We start from the raw sequence: 15300 nt of genomic DNA, 5'->3' as shown, positions 1-15300 counted from the left end.
GAATCGTCGCATGCGAATCGCGTATATCTGTACTGATCCGGGCATCCCTGTTTTTGGCTGCAAAGGCGCCTCCATTCACATCCAGGAAGTGTTGCGCAGCCTGCTGAAAGCAGGGGCGGAAATTACCCTGTTCGCGCAACGCATCGGCGGGGAGCCTCCGGCGGATCTGGCGGCGATCCATCTGCACCGCTTGCCTGCCTTGCCCAATGACACCGCCCAGCTACGCGCTCAGGCGGCGCTGGCAGCAAACGACGTGCTGCATCAGGCTTTGGCGGGTTATCCACCTTTCGATGCGGTGTATGAACGTTACGCACTGTGGAGCGACGCAGGGATGGCCTATGCCAGACAGACTGGATGCAAAGGGATACTGGAGGTCAACGCGCCGTTGATTGAAGAGCAAAAACGCTACCGGACATTACCGCTGGAGGCGCAGGCGCTGCGCATCCTGCACTCGGTATTAACCAACGCTGACCTTATCGTGGCGGTTTCGCCCGGCATAAAAGCCTATTTAATGCAATTTCCGCCAACAAAGCAGAAAGTTCATGTCGTCGCCAACGGCGTTGATCCTCTGCGCTTCGGTCAGGCGATTACCATCCGGCGGGAGCGCCAGACACATCACTCACAACGTGAAACCGTGATCGGTTTTTTAGGTACGTTAAAACCCTGGCATGGCGTCGATACGCTGATTGACGCATTTGCACTGTTATATCAGCGGGGAAATCCGGTGCGCCTGTTGATCGTGGGCGACGGCCCGGAATATGCATCACTGTCTGACAGGGTTGAACGTCAGGGTCTGTCTGACTGGGTTCATTTCACCGGCGCATTGCCCCATACGGATATTCCGGCCCGGTTAGCGGAAATGGATATCGCCGTCGCGCCCTACCCCGCGCTGCCTGATTTCTATTTCTCCCCCCTCAAGATTTATGAATATATGGCTGCGGGATTACCGGTTATCACCACTCAGGTCGGGCATCTGGAGCAGATTGTGGTTGCAGGGGAAACCGGTATGGTGGTCGCCCCGGATAATCCTCCCGCGCTATGCGGTGCGCTGGAAACGCTGGTCGCCGACCACGCCTGGCGTTGTCAGTTGGGCGCCAATGGGCGGCAATCCATTATCCAGAATCAGAGTTGGGATGCGGTTGTACAACAGATTTTTCGCCTTGCCGATCTGGTCTTACCGGAGGGATAAATATGAAACAGCGCCCCTGGCGCGCCGTCACGCGTCAATTCTGGCCTTATATCCGGGTTCATTACCCGCTAATCAGCGGCGCATTAGCAGCCATGCTGTTGTCAACCGGCATGCGCTTGCTGGAGCCGTGGCCGTTGGCATTTGTCATCGACCATATTTTATCCACCGACAAAAGCCGTTCTCGCTGGTTCGAGGCCTGGGATACATCAACGCTGTTATTGATGAGCGTTGTCAGCGTGATCCTGATTGCCGCCCTGCAAGCCGCCATGAGTTATCTCAGTACGACCGGGTTGGCGCTGGCGGGAAGCCGCGTACTTAGCGCGGTGCGCAGTGACCTTTTCGCGCATTTGCAGCGCCTATCGCTGACCTTTCATCACAAGGTGAAAACGGGCGATCTCGCCATGCGTTTAACCAGTGATATCAGTATGCTGCGTGAAACCACCATTACCGCGCTGATGCCAATGCTGGTGAATATCCTGATCCTGAGCGGAATGCTGAGCATCATGTTGTACCTCAACTGGCAACTGACGCTGTGCGCGATGCTGCCGATGCCGTGGCTAATCTGGTACACCCGGCGCACCGGCCAGAAAATCCATGACACCAGTCGCAGACAACGTCAGTGCGAGGGTATTCTTGCGGCCAAGGTTACCGAATTTATGGGCGCTATCGGCACCGTACAGGCGCTCTCTCTGGAAGCCGAAACGATCCGACGCCTCCAACGCGACGACGCCAGCAGCCTGCAACAAAACGTGCGCTCCAAACGCTTAACCGCCGGCCTAGAGCGCAGCGTGGATCTGATTATCGCATTCGCCGCCGCACTGGTGTTGTGGCAAGGCGCGCTGGCGGTACTGAACGCCAAAATGTCAGTCGGCGAACTGGTGATTTTCCTCTCTTATTTAAAGAATTCATTTCGGCCAATACGGGAATACGCAAAATATACGGGCCGCTTGTCCAAGGCGCTGGCCGCCGGGGAACGTATTATCGACCTTTTTCAACAGCGACCCGATATCAGCAATCGTCCCGACGCGATTGCGCTGAAAAATGTGATCAATGAGATTCGTTTTGAACAGGTGGGGTTTCACTACGGACAAGGCGAACGACAGTACCAGGTACTGGATCATATTACTTTCTCATTACAGGCGGGAGAATCCGTCGCCATTACCGGCGTCTCAGGGGTGGGGAAATCGACCATTGCGCGTCTGCTATTACGGCTGTATGACCCTCATGACGGGCGCATCATGATTAATGGACGAAATATTCGCGATTACACGCTGGAGAGCCTGCGCCGGCAGATTGGTTTCGTACCGCAGGACAGCCTGCTATTCGGCATCTCTATTCGCGAAAATATTGCGCTGGCCGCGTTAGGCGAAGTGACTGATGCGCAAATTATCGCCGCGGCGAAACTGGCGAACGTCCATGAGTTTATTACCGCGCTGCCCCAGGGTTACGACACCCTTTTGAGCGAGCGTGGGCAATCGTTATCAGGTGGGCAGCAGAAACGTCTTTCCATTGCCCGCGCCGCGATCCGCAATAGCCCAATTCTGGTTCTGGACGAACCCAGCACTGGGTTGGACAGTGAGAATGAACAGGCGGTAATTGAAGCGCTGGTGCGGCTGATGCGGGATCGCCTCAGTCTGTTGATCACCCATAACCTCGCATTCGCGGCCTTGACGGACAAAATCATCTTTATTGAGGATGGCTGCGTTCTTGAACAAGGCAGCCATGACGCATTACTCGCCCGCCGCGGACGCTATGCGGAATTATGGCATCTGCAAGGCATTGGCCGCGCGTAATCACAGGAAGGATGGCGTAATGTTACTGGATGCCGACATCACGATAACGCAGAGCGATACGGCGCTTCCCGGTCTGAGATTGCTGTTGGACACGGAGGCGCTATTGCAAACGCTACGGCGTCTGCCACGTTTTGCCGATACCTGCTCCCTGAGCGTCACCTATTTACGTTACAAACCGCGAACCAGTTGCGTGGCTGCGCTGGAGCTAGTCTCCGCTGCGGGAGAGCGCTGTCATTATTATGCCAACGCGCTGACAACGGAACGTTTTAAGCAAACCTGGCGACGGCGGCGCTATCAAAAGCTGGTGACAGCGGAAGATCCCTTTGCGCCCAGCGCGCTCGCCGCGTTCGCTCTGATACTGTTTCACCCGCTGAATGATCCGGTAATCAGCCACCTCAGGCCGCTTTATCAATCATCGGCAACCAATATGTGGTCCGGCCTTTTACCGCCCACGCAAACATCCGCGATAACCTGGCGGCTTTTACGCTACAAACCTGAGCGACGTTTTATCGCGGCGCTGGACACGCCGAAAGGACGCTATGCGGTATTACGCTGCTGCCACCCCAGCGCTTTTGCCAACATGTTGGCTGGCGCAACGCTGGGCGCATCAATGGGGCATACCCGCATACTAGGCCATGACGCCAGAAGACAGTTGCTGCTTACCCAGTGGCAGGCGGGCGACATTCTCTGCCCGGAGCAGCATCCGCAATGGCAGCCGAACGCGCTTGGCCAAACGGGAGAGACGCTGGCGAAAATACATCAATCCGCATTAACGCTACCGACCCGCCGCACAATAACGGATGAAATACAGGCCTTGCAGAATGTCCTGAACACCTTGTCATTTATTTATCCGGCGGAGGAAATCCGCTTTCGTCAGTTGGCGCGACAGATCGCACAGGCATTGCCGCGATGCGCATCCACGTCAACATTGATTCATGGTGATTTTTCGCTCGATCAGGTCGTTCACGCCGCTGATCAGAGCCTGTGCTTTTTAGACTGGGATCACGCCGCCTGCGGTTCGCCGCTACTCGATCTCGCCACCTTACAGGCCCGTCTTGAGCTACAAGTGATTGAGCAAACAGTGACACAAGCCCAGGCGGATCAAGCCGTTTCCTGCTTTTTATCGGGCTACGCCGCGCATGCAACGCCTGAAACTCAACAATCCTTAGCGCATTTAACCTGGTATGTCGCAACCAGGCTGCTCTGTCTGGCGACCGAACCATTTCGCAAACGCTCACCCCGCTGGCCTGAACAGATTGAAGCCCTGTTAAGCCGTGCGGCACATTATGTCGCGCAGGCGCAGACATCGGCTATTCGCCGCCCCACTGACCGGCTGCTGACGTTAACGGATCCAGGTTATGTCGCGAATCCTATGCGACAGGCCTTGTCGCTGCCTGAAGAGGCGCAATGGCTGAAGGCAGAGGTTATCCGGCATAAACCCGGTCGACGGGCGCTAATTGCCTATCAGTGGACGTTGCCGGGGCGAACCGCGCCGATGACGGTCTTGGGTAAATATCGGGCGAAAGGCGTGGATCACGCCTCTTTTGCAAAACAGCGCGCCTTATGGCGGAGCGGGTTTGACACATCATCATCGGTATCCGTGCCGGAGCCGTTGGCGGTCATGGACGCGGAACAATTATGGCTACAGCGTAAAGTCAGCGCACAGCTACTAACCGAACTGCTGCTCCCAGATAGCCATGATTTAAGGCTATTGGGAGAGAAAGTGGGCGCGTCTCTGGCGGCGTTACACCAAAATCAGGCGTTGCGTGAATTATCAGCGGATAAACAGTGGACGATATCCGATGAGGCGGCGGTACTGCGACAATGCCTGACCCTGGCGGCGACCTTGCGACCTCAATGGGCGGCGCGTATCAAGCAGGTGCTGGCCGGGTGCGAGCGGCTGGCGACGTCCCTCGTCCCTTCGGCATCAACAGCAATCCATCGCGATTTTTATCCTGATCAGGTCATGATTTATGCGCAACCACCGCGTAACGTGGTATTGCTCGATTTTGATCTATGCTGCATCGGCTGCCCCGCTATTGATGCGGGAAATTACCTGGCGCATATTCAGGAACTCGCATTGCGTCAATTCGGCGATATTCAGGCATTGAGTGTCCATGAAGCGGCTTTTATTCAGGCTTTTCTGGCCCATTCGCCGACCGTCTCCGCGCCGGAAATTCAGGCGCTGACCACGCTATCACTCGCCCGCCACATCTTTCTAAGCACCCAATTTAGCCAGCGAACACCAACCACGCAGGCATTGTTGCATATCTGCGAAGGGCGTCTTCACACCTCATCACGCCAATCATCGGATTACTTATGATACGTCATTGTCTTACTCTCCCTTTTTTATCACTGCTGCCACTCACTGCACAGGCCGCCATGCCTGGCGCGGCCACACAAGCAGAACAGGAAGAACGGAAACAGTGGGTCACCATAAAACCCCGTCTGATCCTGGAAGGAAAACACCAACGCAACAAAAAATTAAGGCAGGGGGAGAAAAAGGATAATGCCACAGAACTGGAACCGGCTTTCCGATTACAGTTGCAAACGATGAAAGATGCGCCGGTTTCCGGCCTGGCGGAACTGGAATGGATAAAAAAAATTGAACGCGAATCCCGCGAGGCGCAACAGCAAACCACCAGTCTGAATCTGAATCAGGCTTATATGAAGGTCAGCGATAAGCTCATACCGCATACCGAGTTACGTCTGGGGCGATGGTTAATACGCGATGAACGCGAATGGTTGTTTGACGAAAATCTCGATGGCGTTCATGCGCGCATCAGCAAAGGAAATATTGAAGTGGATGCCATCGCCGGTCGCGTCAATCATTGGCAAAAAGATCTTTTTGACAGTAAAACAAAACAGGATCCGGTAAACACCGGCGGTATTCTGGCGCGCTATTATCTGGACAATACTTGGCGTCTTGGCCTTTATAGCGTGATACAACGCGATATCACCACCGATAACAATCGCCAGATCAATACCGGTATCCGCTCACATGCGTTTCCCAAACAGGGGTTGCAGCATTGGTTTGAATTTGGCGTCATGCAAGGGAAAGAAGCCAGCCGACGTTTACGCGGCTATGCCGTTGATGCGGGCGGCACTTATATTTTTGATAGCGTACCGCTACGCCCGCGGATCACGCTCGGCTACGCCTGGGGCAGTGGCGATGGCAATCAAGCCGACAACACTGATAAAGGCTATCGCCAAACCGGATTGCATTCCAATGAAGCCCGTTCCGGGGGAATAATTAAATATAAAATCTATGGCAACACCTTTGATCCTGAACTGACGAATATCCATATCCTGACGGGCGGCATTGGCATCAATCTCACGCCAGAAGCGTCATTGGATTTGGTCTATCACGATTACAGACAAGATCAACTGGCATTATTGCGCGACGACTCCACAGAGCTCAGCCCCAGATACGATCGCCTTTCCACCAAACATCTAGGCTCAGCGGTAGAGTTAATGTTTGGCTGGCGCCCTGACGACAATATTGAAGTGGAATCCATTCTCGGCTGGTTTATGCCCTCATCACGCTTTCGGCAAAGCGATAGCCAGCATAGCGAGGCAAGTCATCCTGCCGCTTATCTCTCGCTAAACATTGAAGTGGGGTTCTGACCATCGTTTTCTTTATGTACGACTTCGGCGTGGTTGACGGTGGTTTTCAGCGGATTTCGCTGGAGGCTCAACAGAGCGATTACCCTGTTGAATCAGAGAGCTACAGACGTTGGTGGCTGTCTATAGAATAAGAATTGGAGCGGGAAACGAGACTCGAACTCGCGACCCCGACCTTGGCAAGGTCGTGCTCTACCAACTGAGCTATTCCCGCATATAACCGGATTAATTATCCTTTACTTCCAATGAAAAGCAAATTTTCACGATAATTAACCATCCTACTTTGTTAAATTGCTATAACACCATGAATTTTATAACTATTTATCATAAAAGCGATTCAACGGTCAGCATTATGTACTAATCGAATAGCGCTAGCAAGCCCTTTTCATGGAAAAATATCCTGATGGGTGAGCGTCGCCTGAACAACAACGCTGTAATGATTTTTAGTATTCGCGGGAGAAGTCCACTTCGCCGCGTAATGTTTCGTCTTTATGAAAGCACGCCAGATTATGCAGGAATAGTTGCCCCATCAGGACAGGCACCATCGGGCCGGCGATATGGCCGGTCAGCGTCAACTCTGGCTCTGCCCAGAACGGATGCGCCGTGGGTAAAGGCTCCTGCCGGAATACATCCAGCACCGCACCCGCAATTTGTTTGGTGCGCAACGCGGTCAGCAGATCTTCATCTATCACCGCCGAGCCCCGGCCCACATTGATAAACAAAGCCGATGACCTCATGGCGGCAAATACCTCTGTGCAATAGATATCGGTTGTTGCTGTCGTATCGGGAAGAATATTGATGATGTAATCCATATTCTGTACCGCTGTTTTGAGTTCGGCAATCCCCACAACCTGCTGAAAATGTGGCAAGGCGCGGGGCGTATGCACAATCCCGAATAATGCAACGCCGAAAGGCTGCAAAAAACCCGCCACTTCACAGCCAATCTCGCCTGCGCCGACAATCAGCACATTTTTGCTGGCCAGCGAACCGGGCAAACGATGGTTCCACTCACGCCGTTGTTGACTGACCTGACGTTCAGCTAGCTGTAACTCATGTCTGAGCAAATGGGCGATAACATATTCGGCAATCGGTTGACCAAAAACGCCCACCGCACGACTCAAGCGATAATCGCGTGGCAATCCGTCCGCCAGCAATGGCTTGAATCCGGCCCAGGTCGATTGCAGCCACTTAGGTTTCGCGCCTTGCGACAGCAAACCCGCCGCGACATCAGGCTGACCAAGCCAGACAGGATAACGCTGAGCCTGCTCTGCTGTTCCATCGGATAACGCCAGTTCCAATGCTGGCGCAGCATGGTGTAACACAGGGACGATGTCATCAGCACGGGGATCCAACAGCAGCACAGCAGTCATAAGCCGTTTCCTTGGGTAAAATAAAGAGAAAACGCTGACGCTATTGATGACGCGTCAGCATGATGCAATAAGTAACGACACTAAACACGCTCGCCAAGCAATGTCTCCACCATGCGTTGTGCGGCAAGCGCTTGTTCGCCAGATGTTTCCGGGGCGGTTTGATTTTGTACGCAGTCAACAAAATGCCGGACACAACCAACGAAGCCGCGCTGCTCAAGGGTACTTTGCCAATCCGGTGCAGGCCGGATGACCGTGCCTTTACCATTGTCCTCACACCACTCCCGCATGCCATTGACCTGGATTAGCGCGCCATCCAATATGGCCTGAACCCATTCCCGTTGACCGCCTGCGCGCCGATGCATGCTGGTGGTTACCTGAAGATTTTTATGCGCGAAATGATGCTCGGCGTAAAACATTTCTCCCTTCTCGGTGGTGAAAATGTTCCCGCTTTGTAAATCGACACGCCCTCCGGCAAGCCAGAGGGCCGTGTCCACCACATGCAGATAGTCATCCAGCAGCGTAAAACGGCAATCCTGCGGCCCGACACTGTTGTTGCGGTGCTTATCCATACGAAGCGATGCCATCATGCCAGCCCGCGCTTTTAACGCCTGGTACAACGGAGAAAAACGCCGATTGAAACCAACCATCAGCGATAATTTTTTGTCTTCCGCCAACTCAACCAGTTGTTCAGCCTCGTCAAGCCGCTCTGCCAACGGTTTATCCACACAGACATGGACGCCAGCCCGCAAGAGCTCACTGACCACCGCATAATGACTGGAAGTGGCGCTGTGCACGAAAACGGCGTCACATCGCCTCGCCAACTCATGAAGGGAGGAAACGTAAGGGATGCGATAGGCGTTACAAATCGGCAGCGCTTTGTCGCGCGTTGGTGAAAAAGCGCCTTCCAGAAGCCAATCGGATGCCGCAGACAATACCGGCAACCACGCTTTCTGTGCTATGCCGCCCAGCCCGACAACACCAATACGCAGTTTCGTCATGCTATTTACTCCATAGATTAATCGTTTCGCGCTCAGGCGCCCCGACACTGGGGCGATGTGACTGGTTGTTTTGGCGTAGCGGTACTTATAATGCCAGAATAACTTGCCGTCTTTTTTCGTGGATGTTCCTCACGATACTACATAAACATCGGCATTGTGGGTACAGTCTTCTTCGGCAACACAAGTTGACTTATGCCAATGATATTCATTTGAAAAGGTAGAGGACGTCACATGGATTCTGTTACACAGGCCCTGTTGGGGGGAGCGATTCAAGGCAGTCTGTTAGGCCGAACGCAGGGACGGCGTTCACTTTTCTACGGCGCCGCGCTTGCCACCCTGCCAGACCTGGATGTGGTCATACCCTACGCCGATCCGGTGTCGATGATGACCTACCATCGCGGTTTTTCACATTCCATTTTCGTGCTGACGGCATTGGCGGGACTGTTAACCTGGCTGATCCGGCAGCGCTGGCCTAAAGCACCCTACAGTCGGGCGCGCCTGTTTTTAACGCTATGGCTGGTCCTCATCACCCACCCGGTGTTGGATGCGTTTACCGTCTATGGTACTCAACTTTTCTGGCCGATCCCGACCATCCCCGAAAGCTGGTCGGCGATCTTCATCATTGATCCTGTCTACACGGTCCCGTTGCTGGCAACCGTGATTTTTGCCGTCATCAAAGGGTTGAACACACGCAGCATCCGTTTAATGACTTGCGCGCTGGCTTTCGGCGCAGCCTATCTTGCTTTTGGGACAGGCGGACGCGTGCTGGCCGAGCAGCGCGTTCACAACGCCATGCGCCATCAGGGGATCGTAGTGACAGAACTGCGTGCGGTGCCGATGCCATTAAATACGCTGTTATGGCGCGTCATCGCTAAAACGCCTGACGGTTACTACTATGAATCCGTAAGTAGCTGGTTTGATGATGAGCAACCTGAATGGGTGCGTCTACCGCTTAACCTCGATTTAGCACGCTTGCTGAACAACGTACCGCTGCACGACAGGCTTCGCTGGTTCACGGATGATTGGCTGCGCTACGACATTATCGGTAATTCGCTGGTGGTCAGTGATTTACGTATGGGGCTCGCCGGACAGTACACCTTCCGCTTCAAGATGGCGGAGTGTGATGCCGATGGGAATTGGGTTGCCGTGCTGCCTTCCACCTGGCCCGGCGGCAGATCCGGCGTAGAGGAATTGAAACCGATAATGAAGCGTATCTTCTCTCAACAACCGCCGTTGCCGCTATCTGACTGGGCAGAGACATCCGCAGAGCGCACCTGTGCGCTCTGAGTTCCGACGCCAGAACGTTTGTTGGGTGTGTGATAGAGCGAAGAATGAGAGATGCATTGTAAGTTGGCCTGTTTTAGCGCCGCACGCTTTTTGAAACCGTTGATCTTTCAAATCATTCTTTTTTTTCATAAAAGGCATAGCAAACAATCCACCGACGATTTCCGTCTATTTATTTATGAACTGCTTCGGCATGATTGACAGAAGTTTTCAGTGGATTTCGCTGGATACTCAACAGGACGATTACCCTGTTGAATCATAGACCTACAGACATCAATGGACATCTATAGAAAAGAAATTGGAGCGGGAAACGAGACTCGAACTCGCGACCCCGACCTTGGCAAGGTCGTGCTCTACCAACTGAGCTATTCCCGCATGCAGCTAATTAAACCTTATATAACTATATGAATTTTATATCTATTTCATATGTCATCGATTCAACGGTCAGCATTATGTACTAATTGGATCACGCTAGCAAGCCCTTTTGGTGGAAAAATGTCGTTGACTGGTAACCTAATGTAAAAACACGCAGAACCAGCAGCAATAAGCATCAGGGCAATCTCTGCATCATCGCTTTTCTGTCACTCGAATGATTTAGAATATAGTGTGAAATATATTAGTAGAACTCATTATACTTACCTATAATCACGACTTTCATTAGCAAATTTTATTACAAATTTAGTTTTATAAACAAGTTTATCATTCTATTTTTTTGTGTTTTTCTATTTTAAAAAATCATAATAGAAGCAAACTTAAAATCAAAGCTCTTATAAAAAATAAAACATCAACATAAAAATCCAATTTATCGCTACAATGTGCTCCTTTAGCCAGTCTTTAGCTTTCCTAATATATAAATGTCTCATATACTCCGCGCTGGATATCAATATAATGAATGATGACATGAATATTGTCGATAATAACCAATCACTTTGTGCTCTAAACTTGATTGGCAATACTCCTGTTGTACGAATTTTGGCTACAGACTATCCCGATAGTGATATTAGTATAAAACTCGAATCTTATAATCCTGGAGGATCAATAAAGGATCGAGTCGCCTTGAAAATCATCAATGATGCCGAGCGCTCAGGAAAAATAAAACCGGGCGATGAATTACATCGGGAAATACAGGAATTGGTATTGCCTGGATAGGTCGCTTAAAAGGATATAAAGTTACTATGATAACTTATGATCGTATAAGTAAAGAAAAGCTATCTTTACTTAAATATCACGGTGCAAGTGTTATTGTTACGCCATCTGATGCAGCGCCAGAATCAAATAGTAATTATGTTAATGTAGCAAAAAAATATGCCAATCAAAATTGGTAGATTCTTTTGCGATCAATTTTCCAATGACTCCAATACGATGGCTCATTATCTGTCAACAGCCCCCGGCGGACAAGACGCTAACGTCATTATTTGCGGGGTTGGATCGGGTGGCACCTTAAAGGGAATAAAAAAATATTTCAGGGAGAAGGGAAATGTAATGATGTGATGGACGCCCCTTCCTAAGGTAGTCAGTGCCATGCTTTTACTGACTACATTAATCCGGGAGTAACATCACATCATTACACTAGTTTGTGTACGACTGCGGCGTGGTTGACGGTGGTTTTCAGCGGATTTCGCTGGATGCTCAACAGAGCGATTACCCTGTTGAATCAGAGAGCTACAGACTTTGGTGGCTGTCTATAGAACAAGAATTGGAGCGGGAAACGGGAATAACATTTCTCGCTCAATCGGCTGATTCAACAAGGATTTTCGGCACACCTTGTTGGTTGACTGGCTATATTGTGTACTAGGTTGGGGAAGTTGACAAGGTATCCCTAACCTGTTCCCCATTGATGAGTACATCAGTGATGTTAGCAGCATCCGATTTTGGCACTGAATCTGTCCTCTGATAGCTCCTTGTCAGCTACGAGCGATGCGGACGGGTTACGTCCGCATTTTAGACTGATTTGGTGAACGCTGATAACCAGCCATACAATATATTTAGCTTTATTTTTCCAGCAAACGCGGAGAAAATGATGGGTATAATTTACTCAAGTCATTTAGTATTTCATCCACTAAGACGCATGCATCATATAGTGTATCTGGTAGTGAAGATTCTTTTGGATAACGATGTAAACGATGCAACGGATTACCACATGTATTAAAACATACTTCTCTTATTGCTCCCCATGTTCCATGCGAATAGGTAGAAGACCAAGAGTAATACTGGTCATACACAGATTTTAATCCCGTTGATGCACTAAGTTTTCTGAGGTCTGCGCCACTCCAACTTCCTAATTCAATATTGATAAACTCTTCCCAGAGATCTTCACCTGCAATTGACTCAAGTATTTCTGAATTAATAAATCTTGGAGGATCAACCAACTCATCAAATTTTAGCGCATTTAATTTTGCTTGACCTGCACCATAAGTTCTCCACTTACTCCATAGTTCCTTATCATCTTTTAATGCCAAATACCTCAGGTTAATATGAGATTCTAATATCGTTCTTAACCCTAACCTAGCCAATATACCAGTCCGAATATTAGAGGATACAATTTCACTTAATATGGTTAAAGTGTAAAATGCAATACCAAAAGTACCATCATGCTTTGCATCAATTTCTGTTGTTGAATGAGTATCAATCCAATGCTTTTCTAATTTATTTTGAATCGTAGAGATATCCACTAGACTACAACATGGAACTGCATCACTAGTTTCACTTTCTCTAATTAAATCCAAGCAAGGTGTATTCCTCCATGCTGAATCCCAAAACTCCTTCGCCCACGCCAGATCTTGTCCCATCATTGGATTACAAGTCATTTCACATGAGCGAATTGAAGGACGAATGATTCTTAAGTCACCCTCATATGGATAAGTTATCCATGATTCAATCATTTCTTTCGGTACATGAAGTTTTCCTGAAACAATCTGGAGCATAACTTTAAGCCATCTACAATCAGTAGCTTCTTGTGATTGATGAGGAAAACACATACCTACAGCTACCATAAGAAGATCCAAGTTTGGTTCTTCGTCTGGCAAAAACTTTAACCAAGATTCTCGCGCTGGAAGTCCCTTGAATATTAAAAGCACAGTCAAGGCAGACGCTGTTATTGGTTTTGAAAGTAAATAACATAAAAATTCGTCACGTAGACTATCATCTAGTTTTGAGATTCCTGTAAGTGATAGATCTGACATTTTTTCTTTATCAGGATGTTTTGATACGAATGAAATTACACGCCTGAATTCAGATATAGCGTAATCTTGCTCGTTAATCACCCTAATAATTGCGGCCCACAACATCTCAGGAAGTCGTTCATTCGACCAAGAAGAAAAAATCATTTTTTCTCCAAGAGAAGTCTTTAATTGTGAGAAAGCAGGATGCAATTCAGAGCCTATTTTCTTGTGGTCTAGTAAAGGGGTTCTATTTTTACCACTTTTTGATGATTTATTTTTTCTCTTATTCTTTGATACCGGCATAATCCTATTCACTCCTTATAGCTATATATAAACATTAGATATCTAATAATCCTTTTTTCAAATGGCAGCATATACTACTAGTCACATATTACACATTTTATATTCATGATTTTCCCTCTGATAAACTAACGTAGCTGTATGTATAACTCAAAGTTATTTTGATTTTAAGGATATATCAACTGGGGAAAATCATACAAAGCCCACTTAATTCGGAAAACCTTCAACATAATCAGATATAATTATTTTTAATCAAAAAAAGAATAAATAAATAGAGGCTTATGAAACTTAAATGGCCAACAAAAAAGGCCAACAAAAAAATACCCTAAAATTATATTCATGACAATTTCTAGAAAAAACGGAAATAAAGTGAGAACTAGCTGTCCGATTTACTCTCCCATAAACACCCCTCTACCTAATTTTCTCAATTCTTTTAACCATTGAATAACGATTTTTCTATTCACTTCCCTAATAGGGTATTTTCTAACCTTACAAACTTCTCGAGCACCTGGAGAAAAGGAGGATGTTGTGACTATTATTCCACCTCTAGCATTTTCGTCTATAATATCTGCCCACAGTGACTTTACCAATACTTTATCAATCTTCGACTTTGTTCGTTTGCACTGAATAAGTTGAACGGGAGGATCACAAAAATTTCCCTGAGGACTCCAGACCCGTACATCAATACCACCATCATTCCTTCCTTTCCCTATGTCAACTTTATATCCTTTCCGTTCAAAGTATTCAGCAGTCAGAGCTTCAAACTGTCTCCAATGCATTGTAGAAAGCTTTTCAGGATTATTAGACAAATAATTTATATACCTTTGATCTATGAACTTGCCATACATAGCATCTAAAGATTCACTTTCAAATAAACTCTTAAGTTGAATTGGTGATTTCCATTCAGTGACTCTTGCTGAAAGCCATTCCCACGGGCTAGCCTCTTCACTCTCTTTTGTTAATTTCACTAGCCTACGAGCAACACCCAATGCATCATTACCAAATTCTATTTGGATACTTTCATAGTATAGGTCTTCATCAAAATTATCGAATATAGAATATTTCCCTTTATCAAAATGAATCTCGCCGAGAACCCTTGATACTTGTTCGAGCAATTTTCTCTTGCTTGGATCGCTCATAAACTCTATATAGAGCAATGTTGGAGCATGACCGATAAAATATTTCGTAGTAACGCCTAAACGATACAAAAATTTTTGAAAAGTATCCTCAATATGATTAGTTTGGATTCGGGATAATTCTTCATTCGGATTTTTGAAGATATCAAAAAGCGGATCGTTTTTATCTAAAAGTTCGATCATTTCACGATTATTAAGTGCTAAACCAGACTTATAACCAATTCTATCGCTAAAGAATGATCTAAAAGACGTATTTTTTATAACCCACGTTCCCATAGAATCTACCTTTAGATTTGAAGGAATTAGTTCATGCGGCTTAATAGTAAAGGCAAAACTGTAACGAGAACATGCCATCGTACCAAGCCAACACTTCGACCTATTGAATAGTCTTATAGTCAAAATGACTGATGCGCAATACGCACCTATGAATATCTGGGAATGTCCG

At 48.4% G+C, this 15300-nt stretch carries 11 protein-coding genes and 2 tRNA genes; 7 read left to right on the top strand and 6 right to left on the bottom strand.

The genetic code is table 11. The annotated features are described in order from the left end of the window. The first annotated feature begins 10 nt into the window (after window positions 1–10). The 4 genes from NC856_RS05415 to NC856_RS05400 are packed head-to-tail and all read left to right on the top strand — an operon-like array spanning window position 11 to window position 6609. Window positions 11–1189: a glycosyltransferase family 4 protein gene (locus NC856_RS05415; protein ID WP_264089415.1), complete on the top strand. Its 1179-nt coding sequence runs from the start codon at window positions 11–13 to the stop codon at window positions 1187–1189. A gap of 2 nt (window positions 1190–1191) precedes the next feature. Next, window positions 1192–2982: an ABC transporter ATP-binding protein gene (locus NC856_RS05410; RefSeq protein WP_264089414.1), complete on the top strand. Its 1791-nt coding sequence runs from the start codon at window positions 1192–1194 to the stop codon at window positions 2980–2982. A gap of 19 nt (window positions 2983–3001) precedes the next feature. Further along, on the top strand, window positions 3002–5305 hold the full coding sequence (locus NC856_RS05405; protein ID WP_264089413.1) for an aminoglycoside phosphotransferase family protein: 2304 nt from the start codon (window positions 3002–3004) through the stop codon (window positions 5303–5305). Continuing rightward, a complete protein-coding gene (locus tag NC856_RS05400) occupies window positions 5302–6609 on the top strand; it encodes an alginate export family protein (RefSeq protein WP_264089412.1) in 1308 nt (435 codons plus the stop codon). Before NC856_RS05405 ends, NC856_RS05400 begins: the two co-directional genes overlap by 4 nt. A gap of 135 nt (window positions 6610–6744) precedes the next feature. Here NC856_RS05400 and NC856_RS05395 read toward each other — a convergent pair. The 3 genes from NC856_RS05395 to NC856_RS05385 form a co-directional block, all read right to left on the bottom strand. Beyond that, window positions 6745–6820 (bottom strand) — tRNA-Gly (locus NC856_RS05395). Window positions 6821–7049: 229 nt separating this feature from the next. Then, the gene (locus NC856_RS05390) at window positions 7050–7976 is read right to left on the bottom strand and encodes a D-2-hydroxyacid dehydrogenase (protein WP_264089411.1); all 927 of its coding nucleotides are present in this window, start codon (window positions 7974–7976) and stop codon (window positions 7050–7052) included. Between the two features lie 80 nt (window positions 7977–8056). Next, entirely contained in the window at window positions 8057–8974 is a 918-nt protein-coding gene (locus NC856_RS05385) for a Gfo/Idh/MocA family protein (protein WP_264089410.1), read from the bottom strand. A gap of 231 nt (window positions 8975–9205) precedes the next feature. Between NC856_RS05385 and NC856_RS05380 the strand changes: the two genes are divergently transcribed. After that, window positions 9206–10261 (top strand): metal-dependent hydrolase, encoded by a 1056-nt coding sequence (locus NC856_RS05380; RefSeq protein WP_264089409.1) that lies wholly within the window; start codon window positions 9206–9208, stop codon window positions 10259–10261. Window positions 10262–10557: 296 nt separating this feature from the next. On the opposite strand, the gene NC856_RS05375 is transcribed toward NC856_RS05380, so the two are convergent. Further along, window positions 10558–10633, bottom strand: a tRNA-Gly gene (locus NC856_RS05375). Between the two features lie 513 nt (window positions 10634–11146). Here NC856_RS05375 and NC856_RS05370 point away from each other — a divergent pair. Together NC856_RS05370 and NC856_RS05365 are read left to right on the top strand one after the other, a co-directional pair. Beyond that, a complete protein-coding gene (locus tag NC856_RS05370; protein ID WP_264089408.1) occupies window positions 11147–11407 on the top strand; it encodes a pyridoxal-phosphate dependent enzyme in 261 nt (86 codons plus the stop codon). Further along, complete coding sequence (locus NC856_RS05365; protein ID WP_318841726.1) at window positions 11368–11583, top strand: pyridoxal-phosphate dependent enzyme; 216 nt, start codon at window positions 11368–11370, stop codon at window positions 11581–11583. The genes NC856_RS05370 and NC856_RS05365 overlap by 40 nt, the downstream gene beginning before the upstream one ends. Window positions 11584–12249: 666 nt before the next feature. Here NC856_RS05365 and NC856_RS05360 read toward each other — a convergent pair. Beyond that, a complete protein-coding gene (locus NC856_RS05360; protein ID WP_264089407.1) occupies window positions 12250–13722 on the bottom strand; it encodes a DUF5677 domain-containing protein in 1473 nt (490 codons plus the stop codon). A gap of 386 nt (window positions 13723–14108) precedes the next feature. Further along, complete coding sequence (locus tag NC856_RS05355; protein WP_264089406.1) at window positions 14109–15131, bottom strand: restriction endonuclease; 1023 nt, start codon at window positions 15129–15131, stop codon at window positions 14109–14111. Window positions 15132–15300: the final 169 nt, after the last annotated feature.

The sequence above is a fragment of the Brenneria izbisi genome, from assembly GCF_025840185.1.
Lineage (GTDB): Bacteria > Pseudomonadota > Gammaproteobacteria > Enterobacterales > Enterobacteriaceae > Brenneria > Brenneria izbisi.
The sequence above is the reverse complement of the archived record's forward strand: the minus strand, read 5'-3'. Positions and strand labels throughout refer to the sequence as shown.

Bases quoted from the DNA above. Each gene is read 5' to 3' on its own strand.
- NC856_RS05380 (WP_264089409.1), top strand. From the start codon at position 9,206: ATGGATTCTGTTACACAGGCCCTGTTGGGGGGAGCGATTCAAGGCAGT.
- NC856_RS05360 (WP_264089407.1), bottom strand. From the start codon at position 13,722: ATGCCGGTATCAAAGAATAAGAGAAAAAATAAATCATCAAAAAGTGGT.
- NC856_RS05370 (WP_264089408.1), top strand. From the start codon at position 11,147: ATGAATGATGACATGAATATTGTCGATAATAACCAATCACTTTGTGCT.
- NC856_RS05385 (WP_264089410.1), bottom strand. From the start codon at position 8,974: ATGACGAAACTGCGTATTGGTGTTGTCGGGCTGGGCGGCATAGCACAG.
- NC856_RS05410 (WP_264089414.1), top strand. From the start codon at position 1,192: ATGAAACAGCGCCCCTGGCGCGCCGTCACGCGTCAATTCTGGCCTTAT.
- NC856_RS05415 (WP_264089415.1), top strand. From the start codon at position 11: ATGCGAATCGCGTATATCTGTACTGATCCGGGCATCCCTGTTTTTGGC.
- NC856_RS05405 (WP_264089413.1), top strand. From the start codon at position 3,002: ATGTTACTGGATGCCGACATCACGATAACGCAGAGCGATACGGCGCTT.
- NC856_RS05400 (WP_264089412.1), top strand. From the start codon at position 5,302: ATGATACGTCATTGTCTTACTCTCCCTTTTTTATCACTGCTGCCACTC.
- NC856_RS05355 (WP_264089406.1), bottom strand. From the start codon at position 15,131: ATGGGAACGTGGGTTATAAAAAATACGTCTTTTAGATCATTCTTTAGC.
- NC856_RS05390 (WP_264089411.1), bottom strand. From the start codon at position 7,976: ATGACTGCTGTGCTGCTGTTGGATCCCCGTGCTGATGACATCGTCCCT.